Annotated in this window: 15 protein-coding genes; 4 read left to right on the top strand and 11 right to left on the bottom strand. The window is 60.4% G+C overall.

The annotated features are described in order from the left end of the window. The first annotated feature begins 82 nt into the window (after positions 1-82). Positions 83-1144 carry a DNA polymerase IV gene (gene dinB, locus ACA067_RS05480; protein WP_497462735.1) on the top strand — a complete coding sequence of 354 codons (1062 nt, stop codon included), beginning with the start codon at positions 83-85 and terminating at the stop codon, positions 1142-1144. Between the two features lie 141 nt (positions 1145-1285). Here the strand turns inward: dinB and ACA067_RS05485 are convergent, their stop codons facing one another. The 4 genes from ACA067_RS05485 to ACA067_RS05500 all read right to left on the bottom strand — a co-directional run bounded on the left by ACA067_RS05485 (position 1286) and on the right by ACA067_RS05500 (position 6093). Next, on the bottom strand, positions 1286-2239 hold the full coding sequence (locus tag ACA067_RS05485; protein ID WP_497460909.1) for a hypothetical protein: 954 nt from the start codon (positions 2237-2239) through the stop codon (positions 1286-1288). A 17-nt stretch (positions 2240-2256) separates the two neighbouring features. After that, on the bottom strand, positions 2257-3972 hold the full coding sequence (locus ACA067_RS05490) for a proline--tRNA ligase (protein WP_497460910.1): 1716 nt from the start codon (positions 3970-3972) through the stop codon (positions 2257-2259). A 142-nt stretch (positions 3973-4114) separates the two neighbouring features. Beyond that, a complete protein-coding gene (locus tag ACA067_RS05495) occupies positions 4115-5668 on the bottom strand; it encodes an AmpG family muropeptide MFS transporter (protein WP_497460911.1) in 1554 nt (517 codons plus the stop codon). 44 nt (positions 5669-5712) lie between these two features. Further along, positions 5713-6093 carry an MGMT family protein gene (locus tag ACA067_RS05500; protein ID WP_497460912.1) on the bottom strand — a complete coding sequence of 127 codons (381 nt, stop codon included), beginning with the start codon at positions 6091-6093 and terminating at the stop codon, positions 5713-5715. A 136-nt stretch (positions 6094-6229) separates the two neighbouring features. Between ACA067_RS05500 and ACA067_RS05505 the strand changes: the two genes are divergently transcribed. Beyond that, positions 6230-7237, top strand: coding sequence for a DUF481 domain-containing protein (locus tag ACA067_RS05505; protein ID WP_497460913.1), 1008 nt, complete (start codon positions 6230-6232; stop codon positions 7235-7237). A 168-nt stretch (positions 7238-7405) separates the two neighbouring features. On the opposite strand, the gene ACA067_RS05510 is transcribed toward ACA067_RS05505, so the two are convergent. Further along, the gene (locus ACA067_RS05510; protein WP_002554837.1) at positions 7406-7615 is read right to left on the bottom strand and encodes a cold-shock protein; all 210 of its coding nucleotides are present in this window, start codon (positions 7613-7615) and stop codon (positions 7406-7408) included. A 354-nt stretch (positions 7616-7969) separates the two neighbouring features. On the opposite strand from ACA067_RS05510, the gene dcd reads away from it, so the two are divergent. Next, entirely contained in the window at positions 7970-8536 is a 567-nt protein-coding gene (gene dcd, locus ACA067_RS05515) for a dCTP deaminase (protein WP_282376893.1), read from the top strand. 107 nt (positions 8537-8643) lie between these two features. Next, complete coding sequence (locus ACA067_RS05520) at positions 8644-8850, top strand: hypothetical protein (RefSeq protein ID WP_128872824.1); 207 nt, start codon at positions 8644-8646, stop codon at positions 8848-8850. Positions 8851-8957: 107 nt separating this feature from the next. Here the strand turns inward: ACA067_RS05520 and pdeM are convergent, their stop codons facing one another. From pdeM to ACA067_RS05550, 6 genes are all read right to left on the bottom strand, one after another. Continuing rightward, entirely contained in the window at positions 8958-9611 is a 654-nt protein-coding gene (gene pdeM / locus ACA067_RS05525; protein ID WP_497460914.1) for a ligase-associated DNA damage response endonuclease PdeM, read from the bottom strand. Next, a complete protein-coding gene (locus ACA067_RS05530; protein ID WP_497460915.1) occupies positions 9611-12097 on the bottom strand; it encodes a ligase-associated DNA damage response DEXH box helicase in 2487 nt (828 codons plus the stop codon). Before ACA067_RS05530 ends, pdeM begins: the two co-directional genes overlap by 1 nt. A gap of 156 nt (positions 12098-12253) precedes the next feature. Beyond that, complete coding sequence (locus tag ACA067_RS05535) at positions 12254-13018, bottom strand: ABC transporter ATP-binding protein (RefSeq protein WP_497460916.1); 765 nt, start codon at positions 13016-13018, stop codon at positions 12254-12256. Between the two features lie 13 nt (positions 13019-13031). Continuing rightward, on the bottom strand, positions 13032-14150 hold the full coding sequence (locus tag ACA067_RS05540) for a succinylglutamate desuccinylase/aspartoacylase family protein (RefSeq protein WP_497460917.1): 1119 nt from the start codon (positions 14148-14150) through the stop codon (positions 13032-13034). A gap of 26 nt (positions 14151-14176) precedes the next feature. Then, positions 14177-14887 carry an ABC transporter permease gene (locus ACA067_RS05545; protein ID WP_497460918.1) on the bottom strand — a complete coding sequence of 237 codons (711 nt, stop codon included), beginning with the start codon at positions 14885-14887 and terminating at the stop codon, positions 14177-14179. After that, positions 14884-15612 carry an ABC transporter permease gene (locus ACA067_RS05550; RefSeq protein WP_497460919.1) on the bottom strand — a complete coding sequence of 243 codons (729 nt, stop codon included), beginning with the start codon at positions 15610-15612 and terminating at the stop codon, positions 14884-14886. Before ACA067_RS05550 ends, ACA067_RS05545 begins: the two co-directional genes overlap by 4 nt. Between the last annotated feature and the right edge of the window lie 6 nt (positions 15613-15618).

The following is a 15618-nucleotide window of genomic DNA, read 5'->3' on the forward strand; positions in this document are numbered from 1 at the left end:
GGTGCTATATACAGGTGTCAGTGAGATACTGCCTGTCCGGCAGGCCATGACCCCATTTCTTCGCCATGAATACCGCTTTTATATGACCCAGCGAAAAATCATTCACGTCGATTGTGACTGTTTCTACGCCGCCATCGAAATGCGTGACGACCCGCGCCTGGCCGGTAAGCCTCTGGCGGTGGGTGGGTCGGCAGATCGGCGGGGAGTGATCGCCACCTGCAACTATGAAGCGCGGGCGTATGGCGTGCGTTCGGCCATGTCATCGGGGCATGCCTTGAAACTGTGCCCGGACCTGACCATCGTCAAGCCGCGCATGGACGCCTATAGAGAAGCGTCTAAGGAAATTCACACGATCTTTCGCGATTACACCGACTTGATCGAGCCGCTTTCCCTCGATGAGGCGTACCTCGACGTGTCGGACAGCGCGCATTTCGGTGGTAGCGCCACCCGCATTGCCCAGGATATCCGGCGACGGGTGTCCAATCAGTTGCACATCACCGTCTCGGCTGGCGTGGCGCCGAACAAGTTTCTCGCCAAGATCGCCAGTGACTGGAAGAAACCCAACGGCTTGTTTGTCATTACACCGGATCAGGTGGAGGACTTTGTCAGCGGTTTACCTGTCAGCAAGCTGCACGGGGTGGGCAAGGTGACTGCCGACAAGCTGGGCCGGCTCGGTATCGTTGACTGCTCGCATTTGCGCGAATGGGACAAGTTGGCACTGGTGCGCGAATTCGGCAGCTTTGGTGAACGGCTCTGGAGCCTGGCCCGTGGGATCGACGACCGTCTGGTGCACAACGACAGTCGGCGGCAGTCGATCAGTGTGGAAAACACCTACGACGTGGATCTGCCGGATCTGGTGAGCTGCCTGGATAAATTGCCCGAGCTGCTGGAGACCCTGTCTGGACGCATGGCGCGAATCGACAGCAGTTATCGGCCGGGCAAGCCGTTCGTCAAAGTGAAATTCCATGACTTCACCCAGACCACGCTGGAGCAGGCCGGGGCAGGGCGGGATCTGGGGAGTTATCAGCTGTTGCTGACCCAGGCCTTCAATCGCGGTGGGAAGCCGGTGCGGTTGTTGGGGATTGGGGTAAGGTTGGAGGATTTGCGGGGTGGGTTTGAGCAGATGGAGTTGTTTGAGCGGTAGTGCAGAGTTTCGATGCCGCGGTGAATGTTAGGCCACCATCGCGGGCAAGCCCGCTCCCACAGGGATTTGAGGCGGTCACAAATTGTGTGTCCACAGCAAATCAAATGTGGGAGCGAGCCTGCTCGCGAAGCCTTTAGGCTTTTAGTTCGGCCCCGGATCCGCCACCAATCGCCCGGCATCCCTGGTCAATGACTTGAGGAATTCGGTCTGCAGCTCCGGATCGTTGCGAGTCAGCTCAATCAGGCTCTGCTCCAGCTCCGTGGCCTCTTCTTCCAGGCCCAGTTCCGACAGACGCTTGACCCGGTGTACCCACTGGCTCACTTCGTCGTCTTCGAGGTCATCGTAAATCAGTCCGTGCGCTTCGAGCAGTTTGCCGCGCAATCCACTGCTGACCGCCAGGGACGAGTCGGAGTGCACGTTGTCCTGGGCATCTGCGACAGTGATCAGCAGTCGGCTCAGATGATTGATGTCATGTTCGGCGAACGGGCTGTCCAGCAGGTTCACGCGCAAAATGCCGTTTTTGTCGGTATTGAGCTGGAAGGTTTCCTTGCCAGCCTTGACCTCGACCGGACGCTCGCTCCACGGCAGGCTCGAGTACTCGGTGCGCTTGTCCAGCTGGACTTCATCGATGCCGGCCAGGTTCTGCTGCGCACGACCGTTGGACTGTGCGTTCATGAACGGGTTGAGCCCGGCGAAACCGTAGCTGAACCAGTCCCGGGTCACACTGTCCGGAAGGTTGCCGAGGGCGAACACGTTGACCACGTTCGCGCCGACACCGCCCACCACCGCCACCGCGCCCAGCGGAATCTCGTAGATCTCCCGCCAGGGTTGGTACGGCGTATAGCGATCATAGTGGCGCGTGACTTCGAATTCGGTGACTTCGAAGGTCTTCTGCTCGTGGATTTTCACCCGCCGTTGCGGCAGCTCAAGCACCTTGGGCTCGCCGACATCGATCTGCAGGCTGTGATCGAGCAATTTGCGCTCGACACGTTCCTCGTGCTCGCTGCGTTGCGACATGTGATTGGCACAGCCGCTGACCAGCAGGGTGCCGCACAAGGCGGCACCACCGAGGCCTAAGGTGTTTCGCTTGAACATGACTTCTCTATCTGGTGTCAGCGGCGGATTCGGGCCTGGAGGAAAGACAGCACGTCAGCGACCGGCAGCGCTTGCGCCTCGGGCTCGGTGCGGCTCTTGTATTCCAGATTGCCATCAGCGAGGCCGCGGTCACTGACCACGATCCGGTGTGGAATGCCGATCAGCTCCATGTCCGCGAACTTGATGCCCGGGCTGGTTTTCTTGTCACGGTCGTCCAGCAGTACTTCGAAGCCGGCTGCAGTCAGTTCTGCATACAGCTTGTCGGTGGCTTCGCGAACCTGTTCGGTTTCGTAGCGCAGCGGTACCAGGGCGACCTGGAAGGGTGCCAGGGTGTCGCTCCAGATGATGCCGTTTGCGTCGTTGTTCTGTTCGATGGCCGCCGCCACCACGCGGGACACGCCGATGCCATAGCAGCCCATTTCCAGGGTCACCGGCTTGCCGTTCTCGCCCAGCACTTCGCACTTCATCGCTTTGCTGTATTTGTTGCCCAGCTGGAAAATGTGCCCGACTTCAATGCCGCGCTTGATTTCCAGGGTGCCCTTGCCATCCGCGCTTGGGTCGCCGGCCACGACGTTACGCAGGTCGGCCACGGTCGGTACCGGCAGATCACGCTCCCAGTTCACGCCGAAGTAGTGCTTGTCGTCGATGTTGGCGCCGATGCCGAAGTCGCTCATCAGCTCGACGGAACGGTCGATGATGATCGGCAGCGGCAGGTTCAGCGGGCCAAGGGAGCCGGCACCGGCGCCAATGGCGTCGCGCAGTTCGGCTTCGGACGCCATCACCAGCGGGCTGGCAACGCCTGGCTGGTTGGCGGCCTTGATTTCGTTCAGCTCGTGGTCGCCACGGATGATCAGGGCAATCAGCTTGCCTGGCTCTTCTGCGTGGACCACCAGGGTCTTGATGGTCTTCTCGATCGGCAGGTTGAAGCCTTCGACCAGTTGCGCGATGGTCTTGGCGTTCGGCGTGTCGACCAGGCGCAGCTCTTCGGCGGGTAGTGCACGGGATGTTTCCCGCGGCACGGCTTCGGCTTTCTCGATGTTGGCCGCGTAGTCGGAACCGTTGCTGAAGACGATATCGTCTTCGCCGGATTCGGCCAGCACGTGGAACTCGTGGGAACCGGCGCCGCCGATGGAGCCGTTGTCGGCTTCAACTGCGCGGAACTTCAGGCCCAGGCGGGTGAACACATTGCAGTACGCCTGGTACATGCGGTCGTAAGTGACCTGCAGCGAAGGCTGATCGGCATGGAACGAGTAGGCGTCCTTCATGATGAATTCGCGACCGCGCATCAAACCGAAGCGTGGGCGGATTTCGTCACGGAATTTGGTCTGGATCTGATACAGGTTGATCGGCAGCTGTTTGTAGCTGCTCAACTCGTTGCGCATCAGGTCGGTGATCACTTCTTCATGGGTCGGGCCGGCGCAGAAGTCGCGGCCGTGGCGATCCTTGAAGCGCAGCAATTCCGGGCCGTATTCTTCCCAGCGACCGGATTCCTGCCACAGCTCAGCCGGTTGCGTGCTCGGCATCAACACTTCAAGAGAGCCCGCGGCGTTCATTTCTTCACGAACGATGGCTTCGACCTTGCGCATCACTCGCAAGCCCATCGGCAGCCAGGTGTACAGGCCCGAGGCGAGTTTGCGGATCATGCCGGCGCGCAGCATCAGCTGATGGCTGATCACGACCGCATCGGAAGGCGTTTCTTTCTGTGTGGCGAGCAAAAATTGACTGGTGCGCATGGTTGGCCGTTGTCGGTTGCTGATGACGAGAAATGACGGAGCATTGTACGGGCGAGATCTTCTGGCGTACAGGCGTGCGGTCGGCGGGGTGGCAAAGGGCAGGAATCGACGCGCCCTTTGCGAAGTTTCTTGCGTAGAGAACCTAGGACTCTTCCGCGACCTGGGTCGGCACCGGCTCCGGCGTCGGGCCGGCGCGGCGGTTCTCCTGGTACCAGTGCACGGCGATCAGCAGCAGCGTCGGAACGCCCAGGAACGCGGTAATCAGGAAGAAGTCGTGATAGCCGAATTTTTCCACCATCACCCCTGAGTAGCCGCCGATCAGGCGTGGCAGCAGTAGCATGATGGAACTGAGCAGCGCGTACTGGGTGGCGGAGAACTTGAGGTTGGTGAGGCTCGACAGGTAGGCGACGAACGCCGAGGTCGCCAGGCCCGAGCTGAAGTTGTCCAGGGAGATGGTGCCAATCAGCATGTTCAGGTTGGCACCCATGTCGGCGAGCATCAGGAACAGCAGGTTGGTGCCGGCCGACGTGACCCCGCCGATGAACAGGATCGGCAGGATGCCGAAGCGCACGATCAGCAAGCCGCCCATGCCGGCGCCGACCAGGGTCATGATCAGGCCGAAGATTTTGCTGACGCTGGCAATCTGATCCTTGGTGAAACCCTGGTCGATGTAGAACACGTTGGCCATCACGCCCATGACCGTATCGGACATCCGGTAGGTGGCGATCAGCCCGAGCAGCAGCAGCGCTTGCCAGCGGTACCGCAGAATGAAGTCGTTGACCGGCGTCAGCACCGGCGCCAGGCCGCGGCGGCCCATGGCTGACAGGCACAGTGCGGTCAGGGTGATGTAGAGGATGGCCCGCAGGAATGCGCGGTCTTCGAGCAACAGGTCGAGCAGGCTTTCGCCCTGGAATAGCACGCTGGCGAAGTCGGTGTTGTAGAGCTGGGTGAACAAGGCCGGTACGGAGACCAGCAGCACGATCAGCACGCATACCGACGCCAGTTGATGCACAAAGCTGTAGCGTCCGGCCTGCAGTTGCGTGCGCAGCGGTACCGGCGGCTCGCGCATGAAAAGGGACGTCAGCAGCGCCGGGATCATCAGTGCGCCGAACAGGATGTAAGTGCCGGCCCAGGCCGAATGCTGGTAATTGAAGCCCGTGGAGCCAAAGCCTTCGGCGAAGAACAGTGCGCCGGCGGTGGCCAGTAATGCGGCGATCCGATAACCGGCCATGTAACTGGCGGCCAGCGCTGCCTGGCGGCTGTCTTCGGCGATTTCCAGGCGATAGGCGTCGACCGCGATGTCTTGCGTCGCCGAGGCAAAGGCGACGACAACGGCGATAGCGATCAGCCAGGACAAATGCTTTTGCGGGTCGCAGAAACCCATCCCGATCAGGCCGAGGATTACCAGTGCCTGGGATAGCACCAGCCAGGAACGACGGCGACCGAGCTTGCCGAGCAGTGGCAGACGCCATTGATCGAGCAGCGGTGACCAGACCCATTTAAAGGCGTAGGCCAGACCGATCAGGCTTGCATAGCCAATGGTTTCGCGAGCCACGCCGGCTTCACGCAGCCAGACCGAAAGTGTCGAAAACACCAGCATGTAAGGCAGGCCGGCGGCGAAACCAAGCAACAACAGCACAAGCGTTGAGGGGCTGGCATAGGCGGCGAGCGCGGCGCGCCAGGTTTTACGGGGCATGGGCTGGAGTCTGCCTCAAGAATTACGGAAACAAAGCGCGCACTCTAACCGCTGTGCTCTACCGGGCGCCAGCCATGGCGCTGAATATCAACACGATTATTCTGGACGCTGATGCCCTCCATGCGCAAACGCGCCCGCTGTTCGTCCCCTGAAGCACTGCCCACCGGCAGGCTGATGCGCCCACCGGCACCGAGCACGCGGTGCCAGGGCAATTTACTGTCGGGGGGCAGTTGGCTCAGTGTCCGTCCGACCCAGCGGGCGGCGCGACCCAGCCCGGCCAGCTCGGCGAGTTGACCGTAACTCACGACTTTGCCCGCGGGCACTTGCGCCAGGGTCAGGTAGAGCGCCGTGCGTCGGATTTGCGCCGGGCTTTGGTTTTCAGCGGTTGAGTCGGTCACGTCCGCAGTTCCTGGGGGGATTCGCATTACCGTCTGTAGAGTAATGCCTGGATCTTCAATTGAGAAATGAACTCAATAGAAATAGTCGGGTCAGTGCTTGCTGGGGTCTTATTCCTATGGATAATGCCGACTTTTTTTCGCAATCTTGAGCCTGTTTTTGCTTATGGTGTCCAGAACCCTGCTGTGCCTCGCTGTCTTCACTGCTTCCACACCCCTGCTTGCCGACACCGTCTGGTTGAAGAACGGTGACAAGCTGAGCGGCAAGATCACCTTGTTCGACGGTGGCAAGCTGCTGATCCAGACCGAGTATGCCGGTGCGGTCCCGATCGACTGGAAGCAAGTCAAAACCCTGGAAAGCGATCAGCAATTGCTGGTCAAGCAGGATGCCTACACCGGCGAAAAGGCCAAGGCGCTGCATGCGGCGGAAGACGGCAAGGTGACCCTTGCCAACGGCGACGGTCCCAAGACCGTGGAGCTGGCCAGTATCCAGCAGATGCTCAAGCCCAAGCCGGTGGTCGAAGACCTGGTGTGGAAGGGCAATATCGACGTGGCGCTGGATTATCAGCGTGCGGAAAACGATACCGATGACTACGACGTCGACTTCAAGACCAGTGCCCGCCATGGCAGATGGCGTCACACTGCTGAAGGCGAGTACAACCGCGAGTTCCAGGACGACGTGGTCACCACGGACAACTGGCGCGGCGAGTACTCCCTCGACCGCTTCCTGACCGACAAATGGTTCTGGCAAGGCCGTCTGGTCTACAAGCGTGACAAGGTCGAAGACCTTGCTCGTCAGCGCACCGTCGGTACGGGTCCCGGTTATCAGTTCTGGGATGACGAATTGGGTGCATTCTCCCTGGGCTCACTGCTCAACCGCACCGATTACGAATACAGCGATGGCGGTAAGGACAACTTCTACTCTGTTGCCATGAAGTGGGACTACAACCGTTACCTGATCGGCAAGAAAGTTGAGTTCTTCACCAATGGCGAGGTGGGCAAACCGCTGGGCGGCGTGGCGGAGTATGCGCTGGATGCCGAGGCTGGGTTGCGTTACAAAGTGACGGATTGGGCGTCGCTGAACCTGAAGGCCGAGAGAGACATCATCAAGGGTAGCGATGAGGCTGACCTGAGCAAGACCCGTTATACCGCAGGGTTTGGCGTTACCTGGTAACCGCTGAAAGATCAAAAGATCGCAGCCTTCGGCAGCTCCTACTTTGGATTGATGTACATCCTGTAGGAGCTGCCGAAGGCTGCGATCTTTTTTGGGCCCGGCAAAAATCTACGGGCACAAAAAAGCCCCGCTTTTGAGGGCGGGGCCTTTTACTAAAGCAAGTACAAGTTAGATAACTTGAACTTCTTCAGCTTGCATGCCTTTCTGACCGCGGGTAGCGATGAAAGAAACCTGTTGGCCTTCTTTCAGGCTTTTGAAGCCGTCGGATTGGATAGCTTTGAAGTGAACGAACAGGTCGTCACCGGATTGTGGAGTGATGAAGCCGAAGCCTTTTTCATCGTTGAACCACTTAACGGTACCGGTTTGGCGATTAGACATGGTGTAACTCCTTGAACAAAGATAACTGCGACACAGGAAGAACCCTGGCCGAGACTGAGTGCAAAGAGCAGGAAAAATTCTTGTAGATGGTTGGATCGAAATTCAACATATCGTGTAGAGATTCTCAGTGACACAAGCAGCACAGTGGCGCCACCTTAACCCTTTTTCCGGAACGTGCCAATGTTTCTTGCGAAGGTTTCTCTGTTTTCATGACTGACGGTGCACTGTTCTGCGGCGAAGGTCCGCAAATTAAGGGGTTGGCGCCGAGAATCGTGCCGCGGACTTTGAACCCGGCGGCGCGCCCGGTAAGATGCCGGACAGAATTTTTCCACCTCGCTATTCAGGACACCCGCCATGAGCATCAAATCGGACAAGTGGATTCGCCGCATGGCGCAAGAGCACGGCATGATCGAACCTTTCGTCGAACGCCAGGTGCGTGGCGAAGGCGCCGACCGAGTGATTTCCTACGGTGTATCGAGCTACGGCTACGACGTGCGTTGCGCCGATGAATTCAAAGTGTTCACCAACATCAATTCGGCGACCGTTGATCCGAAGAACTTCGACGAGAAAAGCTTCGTCGACGTCAAGAGCGACGTCTGCATCATCCCGCCAAACTCCTTCGCCCTGGCGCGCACCGTGGAATTCTTCCGAATCCCGCGCAATGTGCTGACCATCTGCCTGGGTAAAAGCACCTACGCTCGTTGCGGCATTATCGTCAACGTGACGCCGCTCGAGCCTGAGTGGGAAGGCCATGTGACCCTGGAGTTTTCCAACACCACCACCTTGCCGGCGAAAATCTACGCCAATGAAGGCGTGGCGCAGATGCTGTTTTTCGAATCCGACGAAGAGTGCGAAGTCTCCTACAAGGACCGTGGCGGCAAGTATCAGGGCCAGCGCGGCGTCACCCTGCCACGCACCTGATTCGTTCCATCGGACGGTCAGCGGGAATTCTTGAGCGGGTAGACACTCTACTGGGTGTACTGCCCGGTTCGCGTACAGCGGACGAGGCCATTGCTCAGGAGTGTCCCATGAAGATCGATCCGCGAATAAGTGCCGAACTGGCAAGGCTTGAGCCCAATCAGGTTGGCGTCTTGGCCTGGTCCTTGTTGGCGCACCCGCCAATCATGGCGGGGGGCATCCCCGGCCAGCCCGATCCCGATACCCCCAACGAACAACCCACAGAACCGGGAGAGCCCACCCTGCCGGATGAGCCGCCGCCCGCGCCTGTTGCCTGAGCCCCTGCTCCCTGTGGGAGCGAGCTTGCTCGCGATGGTCGTCAACGATAACGCGATAAGCCTGACACTCTGCGGCGGGCTCGAGGTTTTCGCGAGCAAGTTCGCTCCTATACCGGCCATATTTCGTTATCGCCAATGACGAATATCCTGCAACTGTCATCCAGCGCTACCTGATAACCCCCGGTAAACGCGCCGAAGGCAGGTAACAGGCTGATCTCGTCGCCGAGCTTGAAGCAGGCCAGGCGCAAGCTTTGTCGACCTCGACCGTTCAATCGGTAGACGGGGTGTACATGCCCGGCCAGCACGTGCCGACTCACATGAGGGGTCGGTTCGTGCTGCAAGGCGAACGGTCCCAACAGCAAAGGCTCGGGCACCACCCGAATATTCAGCGAAACAGGCGGGTCGCCAGCGCGCTTGTCATGATTGCCGCGGATCAGCGTCATGGGCAGGTCGCGGTGCTGCGCTCGCCACTCGGCTAAAGCGCTTAGCGTGGCTTTCGCGTGGGAGCCGGGACCGTGCAGGAAGTCCCCGAGAAAAATCAGCTGCCGACAGGGCAGGGCTGCCAGTAACCCGTTCAATACGGCGATATTGCTGGCGGTGGTTCCCTGAGGCACCGGTTGGCCGAGGTTGCGATAAGCGGCGGCCTTGCCGAAATGCACATCGGCGACCAACAAGGCCTGTTGTGCTGGCCAATAGACAGCCTTTTCTGGCAACAACCAGAGTTCTTCACCCGCCAGGCGGACCGGATAGGGCGTACTCATCAGGCTTTCCCGGTTTCGGCGGTTTTCTCGAGATCGCTGACCATGCGTCTGATGCGGTCGGCGAGTTTTTCCGAACTCATGCTTTCGCGCATGCGCTCCACCAGCAGCGGAAACCCGAGGGGGGTAGGGCGTTTGACAGGATGCAGGTTCAATTGCAGGCGATTGAGCCGCTCCAGGGTCTGTTCCAGGCGCTGAATATCCAGTTCCTCCCGCAGGACTTCTTTCCCGGCCTGAGCCAGCAGCAGATTCCCGGCGTCGTATTGTTTGAACACTTCAAAGAACAGACCGCTCGAAGCCTGAACCTGACGCGTGCTTTTCGGCGCGCCGGGGTAGCCGGCGAACACCAGCCCGGCGATGCGCGCGATTTCCCGAAAGCGGCGCAACGCCAGTTCACCGGCATTCAGGCTGGCGAGGACGTCCTTCAACAGATATTCAGGGCTCAACAGCTGAGGATCCAGATGCGTCGACCAATCGACGCAGTTGGCGCTGAGCAGTTCCAGGCCATAGTCGTTGACCGCAATGGAAAACGTGACGGCCAGCCGTTGACTGACCCGCCATGCCAGCAGGCTCGCCAGGCCCAAATGCACCTGGCGTCCGGCAAAGGGGTAGAGGAACAGGTGCCAGCCTTCGCGGGATTTCAGCACCTCGGCCAGCAGGCTGGTCTCGGTGGGCAATCCGGACCAGCGTTTCTGTACCTCTAATAACGGGCGCAGGGCCTGCATTTCCGGGCCGATGAAGGTGCCCTGGTCGGCTGCACTGAAACGCGCTACCACGGCGTGCGCCAACTCGCTGGACAACGGCATGCGCCCACCATTCCAGCGAGGCACTGCGGCTTTTTTCGTGGCACTGCGTTTGACATAAGCCGTCATGTTTTCCACCCGGACCAGCTCCAGCAAGCGTCCGGCAAACAGAAAACCATCACCCGGCTTGAGCCTTGCGATAAAGCCTTCTTCGACACTGCCCAACGACTTGCCACCGCCGCCTTTGCTCCAGAACTTCAACTGAATGCTCGCGTCGCTGACGATGGTGCCGATGCTCATGCGATGCCGTCGGGCCAATCGCGCATCCGGCACACGCCAGACACCGTCCTCATCCGGTTCAACCCGGCGATAGTCCGGATAAGCCGTCAGAGAAAGCCCGCCGTGGCGTACGAAAGCCAAGACCCAGGCCCAATCCTGCGGTGAGAGATCACGATAAGCCCAGGCTCCGCGCACTTCTTCGTACAACTCATCGGGTAGAAACCCGCCGCCCAGTGCCATGCTCACCAGGTGCTGGACCAGCACATCCAGCGGCTTGTGCGGCGACTCGCGGGGTTCGATCCGTCGTTGCGCCACCGCGTCCTGTGCCGCGGCGGCTTCGATCAATTCCAGACTGTGCGTCGGCACCAGCGTCACCCGCGAAACCCGGCCCGGTGCGTGACCGGAACGCCCGGCACGCTGCATCAGCCGCGCCACGCCTTTGGCCGAGCCGATTTGCAGGACCCGCTCAACCGGCAGGAAGTCCACGCCAAGGTCCAGGCTTGAGGTGCAGACCACGGCTTTGAGCTGACCTTCCTTGAGCGCTCGTTCGACCCAGTCGCGGGTATCCCGGGACAACGAGCTGTGATGCAGGGCGATCAGGCCGGCCCAATCCGGGCGAGCCTCGAGCAACGCTTGATACCAGATCTCGGATTGGGCACGCGTGTTGGTGAACACCAGGCTGCTGGGGCTGGACTCGATCTCGGTAACGACCGCTGGCAACATCTTCAAACCGATATGGCCAGCCCATGGAAAGCGCTCGAGGGCGGGCGGCAGCAACGTGTCGACCCGCAGTGCCTTGGACGTTTGCCCCTGAACGCTGATACCACCGCCCTGTGGGATTAATACCTGCTCGGCGTGGGCCTGATTGCCCAGCGTTGCGGAAACGCCCCAGACGATCAACGCCGGGTGCCAGCGGCGCAGACGGGCGAGGGCCAATTGCAGTTGCACGCCGCGCTTGTTACCGAGCAATTCGTGCCATTCGTCCACCACCACCATGCGCAAGGTCGACAGCGCGGTGTGCGCATCGGCGCGGGCCAGCATCAGGGTCAGGCTTTCGGGGGTGGTGATCAGTGCAGAGGGCAAGCGCCGACTCTGCCGTGCGCGCTCGGCGCTGCTGGTATCGCCGGTGCGCAGGCCAATGCTCCACGGGATCTGCAAGTCGTGCAACGGGGCTTCCAGGGCGCGGGCGGTATCGGCGGCCAGGGCGCGCATGGGGGTTATCCACAGCACCGTCAATGGCTCGGCAACCGGCTTGCGTTTGCGAGGTTTATCAACAGCAGGGGTGGCGCGGGCGAAGCGATCGAGCGCACCAAACCACACGGCATAGGTTTTACCCGCGCCGGTGCTGGCGTGCAGCAACCCGGACTGTCCGTTTTTTATCGCTGCCCACACCTGTTTCTGAAAGACGAACGGCTTCCAGCCGCGAGCGGTGAACCAGTGTCTTGCGAAGTCGGGGGAGGTTCCCATGCCGGCGGTGTGCGCTCTGAAAGTCTTCTTTCAGTGACCACGACGGCATGCGAAAGGTTTAATGACACAACGCGGTCCTGTAGGAGCCCGGCTTGCCGGCGAAGGCGTTCTCGAGATCGCCTTCGCCGGCAAGCCGGCTCCTACAGGGGGCGTGCGCTACTTCAGGTTGCCGCTGAGGAATTGCTTCAGCCGTTCACTTTTCGGATTGCCCAGCACGTCGTCCGGCGCGCCTTCCTCCTCAACCAGCCCCTGGTGCAGAAACAGCACCTGGCTCGATACCTTGCGGGCGAAGCTCATTTCGTGGGTGACCATGATCATGGTCCGGCCTTCTTCGGCCAGGCCCTGGATCACCTTGAGCACTTCACCGACCAGTTCCGGATCGAGCGCCGAGGTCGGTTCGTCGAACAGCATGACTTCCGGCTCCATGGCCAACGCGCGGGCTATGGCGACCCGCTGCTGCTGACCGCCGGACAGGAACGCCGGGTACTGATCGGCCACCCGCGCCGACAGGCCGACCTTGTCCAGATAGCGTCGGGCGCGGTCCTCGGCTTCTTTCTTGTCACAACCCAGCACCTGGCGTGGCGCCATGGTGATGTTTTCCAGCACTGTCATGTGGCTCCACAGATTGAAATGCTGGAACACCATGGCCAGGCGAGTGCGGATCCGCTGCAGTTCATCGGCATCGGCGACATGGATGCCGTGGCGGTCCTTGACCATGCGGATGTTCTGGCCATCGAGGCTCAGGGTGCCGTCGTTGGGTTGTTCGAGAAAGTTGATGCAGCGCAGGAAGGTGCTTTTGCCCGAGCCGCTGGCACCGATCAGGCTGATGACATCGCCGGTATTGGCCTTGAGCGAGACGCCTTTGAGTACTTCATGATCGCCATAGCTTTTATGCAGGCCTTCGATGGTCAGTTTGTACATGGGGCATGCATCCTCAAGGCGAAAGTAGGTAGCCGCTGCGATAGGCCTCGATGCCCGCGACATGCGCGATCACCATCCCGGCAGTGGCCATGCGTCGCAGCGAGCGGGCGTACATCAGCCCGGCGGCGGTGCAATGAACGGGGGTGACGCGATCATTGATCGGGTCGATGATTTCGGCGATCAGTTGCCCGGCTTCCAGGTATTGCCCCGGCAACGCCGTGAACACCAGCAACCCGCCGACGGGGGTTGCCACCGGTTCCACACCGGCCAGTGGCGTGGCCGGGTAGGGCAGCGCGGGCAGTGGCGCCGGTTCGCCGGCAATGGCGCCGTAGTGAGTCAGGTAGTCGATCAGTGCCTGGCAGTCGAGGCTGGCCAGCGGGTGATTGACGTCGCCCTGGCCGCGCAGTTCGACGGTGACCGAAAAGCTCCCCGGCGGTATGTCAAAGTGTTCGCCAAAGCGTTCCTGGAGCTGCCACCAGAGCAGGGTGAAGCATTCATCGAACGACTGGCCGCCTGAATCGGTGGCCAGCAGACTGGCTTCGGCACCGATGTAGCGGGCCAGCGGCTCGACCTGCGGCCAGGCTTCGGGCGTTGTGTAGAGGTGGGCGACCGCTTCGAAATCGCAATGCAGGTCCAACACCATGTCGGCATCGCAGGCCAGCCGTTGCAGGATAAGGCGCTGTGATTGCAGTTGGGTGGCGGCGCTCTGGCGTGCCAGCGCATCACGCAGGCTGCCGCGGATCAGTTCGAGGTTGCGCTGCGGATCGTCGCCGAGTTGGCCTTCGATCGCATTGCCAACCTCCTCGCTCAAATCGACGAACCAGCGGTTGAAGTTCTGCCCGCTCTCCAGGTCGTAGCGGCCCAACGGTACATCCATCAGTACCTGTTCCAGTCCGACCGGATTGGCCACCGGCACCAGCACGATTTCGCTGCGCAGGCGGCCGGCGGTTTCAAATTCTGCCAGGCGCTGCTTGAGGTGCCAGGCCACCAGCATGCCGGGCATTTCGTCGGCGTGCAGGGATGACTGGATGTAGATCTTGCCCTTGGCCGACGGTGGGCCGAAGTGGAAGCTGTGAATCTGTCGTGCGGTCCCCGGCAGCGGGGCCAGCAGGTTATGAATCTGGTGGCGCATTCTGTGTTTCCTGAAGCAGAAAAGACCTAGTGGGTCGGCCCGAGGAAGGCCAGCCATCGGCGTTCGGCGAGGCGGAACAGGCCGACCAGCGCAAAGGTAACGGTCAGGTAGATCAGCGCGGCGATGCCGAACGACTGGAACGTCAGGAAGGTCGCCGAGTTGGCGTCCCGCGCGACTTTCAGGACATCCGGGATGGTCGCGGTGAACGCCACGGTGGTCGAGTGCAGCATCAGAATCACTTCGTTGCTGTAATAAGGCAACGAGCGACGCAGGGCCGACGGCATGATCACGTAGGCATACAGCTTCCAGCCTGTCAGCCCGTAAGCCTTGGCCGCTTCGACCTCACCATGGGCCATGCTGCGGATCGCCCCGGCAAAAATCTCCGTGGTGTAGGCGCAGGTGTTCAGGGCGAACGCCAGGATCGTGCAGTTCATGGCATCGCGAAAGAACGCATCGAGTACGGGCTGGGCCCGCACGGCGGCCAGGCTGTAGATACCGGTGTAGCAGATCAGCAGCTGGATATACAGCGGTGTACCGCGGAACAGGTAGGTGTAGAACTGCACCGGCAAACGAATGTAGGAGTGCGGTGAAACCCGGGCGATGGACAACGGGATCGACACCAGGAAACCGATGAAGATCGAGGCGCTGAGCAGCCACATGGTCATGGCCAGGCCGGTGATGTTGTAGCCGTCGGTATAAAGAAACGGTCTCCAGTATTCCTGCAAGAGTTCGATCATCGCACGGCCTCCCGGGAACCGGCGGCGTAACGGCGTTCGAGCCAGCGCAGGACGACATTGGAGGCGCTGGTGATCAGCAGGTAAAGCAGCGCGGCGAGCACCAGGAAATAAAACAGTTGATAAGTGCTTTTACCGGCGTCCTGGGCCGCCTTGACCAGGTCGGCCAGGCCGATGATCGAGACCAGCGCTGTGGCCTTGAGCATCACCATCCAGTTGTTACCGATGCCGGGCAGGGCGAAGCGCATCATTTGCGGGAATACCACGATTCGGAAACGCTGGCCGCGTTTGAGGCCATAGGCGGTGGCGGCTTCGACCTGGCCTCGTGGTACCGCGAGGATCGCGCCACGGAAGGTTTCAGTGAAATACGCACCATAAATGAAGCCCAGGGTGATGACCCCGGCGCTGAACGGGTTGATCTCGATGTATTCCCATTCCATGAAATCGGTAAAGCTCGTCAACCAGGTTTGCAGGCTGTAGAAGATCAACAGCATCAGCACCAGGTCCGGTACGCCGCGGATCAGCGTGGTGTAGAGCTGGGCCGGGATGCGCACCAGTTTGACTTTTGACAGCTTGGCACTGGCACCGAGCAGGCCGAGCAATCCGGCCAGCAACAGTGACAACACCGATAATTTGATGGTCATCCAGGTGCCTTCCATCAGCAACGGACCGAAGCCCTGGAGGCTGAAGGCTGAGAGCCCCAGGTTTTGTAATAGGTTTTCGAACATAAATCA

Source organism: Pseudomonas sp. LBUM1674 (assembly GCF_059695635.1).

What these genes read in the sequence shown, in the direction of transcription:
- ACA067_RS05550 (WP_497460919.1), bottom strand. Translation starts at nt 15,612, where the DNA reads ATGTTCGAAAACCTATTACAAAACCTGGGGCTCTCAGCCTTCAGCCTC.
- ACA067_RS05485 (WP_497460909.1), bottom strand. Translation starts at nt 2,239, where the DNA reads ATGTTCAAGCGAAACACCTTAGGCCTCGGTGGTGCCGCCTTGTGCGGC.
- ACA067_RS05520 (WP_128872824.1), top strand. Translation starts at nt 8,644, where the DNA reads ATGAAGATCGATCCGCGAATAAGTGCCGAACTGGCAAGGCTTGAGCCC.
- ACA067_RS05495 (WP_497460911.1), bottom strand. Translation starts at nt 5,668, where the DNA reads ATGCCCCGTAAAACCTGGCGCGCCGCGCTCGCCGCCTATGCCAGCCCC.
- ACA067_RS05510 (WP_002554837.1), bottom strand. Translation starts at nt 7,615, where the DNA reads ATGTCTAATCGCCAAACCGGTACCGTTAAGTGGTTCAACGATGAAAAA.
- ACA067_RS05505 (WP_497460913.1), top strand. Translation starts at nt 6,230, where the DNA reads ATGGTGTCCAGAACCCTGCTGTGCCTCGCTGTCTTCACTGCTTCCACA.
- pdeM (WP_497460914.1), bottom strand. Translation starts at nt 9,611, where the DNA reads ATGAGTACGCCCTATCCGGTCCGCCTGGCGGGTGAAGAACTCTGGTTG.
- dcd (WP_282376893.1), top strand. Translation starts at nt 7,970, where the DNA reads ATGAGCATCAAATCGGACAAGTGGATTCGCCGCATGGCGCAAGAGCAC.
- ACA067_RS05490 (WP_497460910.1), bottom strand. Translation starts at nt 3,972, where the DNA reads ATGCGCACCAGTCAATTTTTGCTCGCCACACAGAAAGAAACGCCTTCC.
- ACA067_RS05530 (WP_497460915.1), bottom strand. Translation starts at nt 12,097, where the DNA reads ATGGGAACCTCCCCCGACTTCGCAAGACACTGGTTCACCGCTCGCGGC.
- ACA067_RS05545 (WP_497460918.1), bottom strand. Translation starts at nt 14,887, where the DNA reads ATGATCGAACTCTTGCAGGAATACTGGAGACCGTTTCTTTATACCGAC.
- dinB (WP_497462735.1), top strand. Translation starts at nt 83, where the DNA reads ATGACCCAGCGAAAAATCATTCACGTCGATTGTGACTGTTTCTACGCC.
- ACA067_RS05500 (WP_497460912.1), bottom strand. Translation starts at nt 6,093, where the DNA reads ATGCGAATCCCCCCAGGAACTGCGGACGTGACCGACTCAACCGCTGAA.
- ACA067_RS05540 (WP_497460917.1), bottom strand. Translation starts at nt 14,150, where the DNA reads ATGCGCCACCAGATTCATAACCTGCTGGCCCCGCTGCCGGGGACCGCA.
- ACA067_RS05535 (WP_497460916.1), bottom strand. Translation starts at nt 13,018, where the DNA reads ATGTACAAACTGACCATCGAAGGCCTGCATAAAAGCTATGGCGATCAT.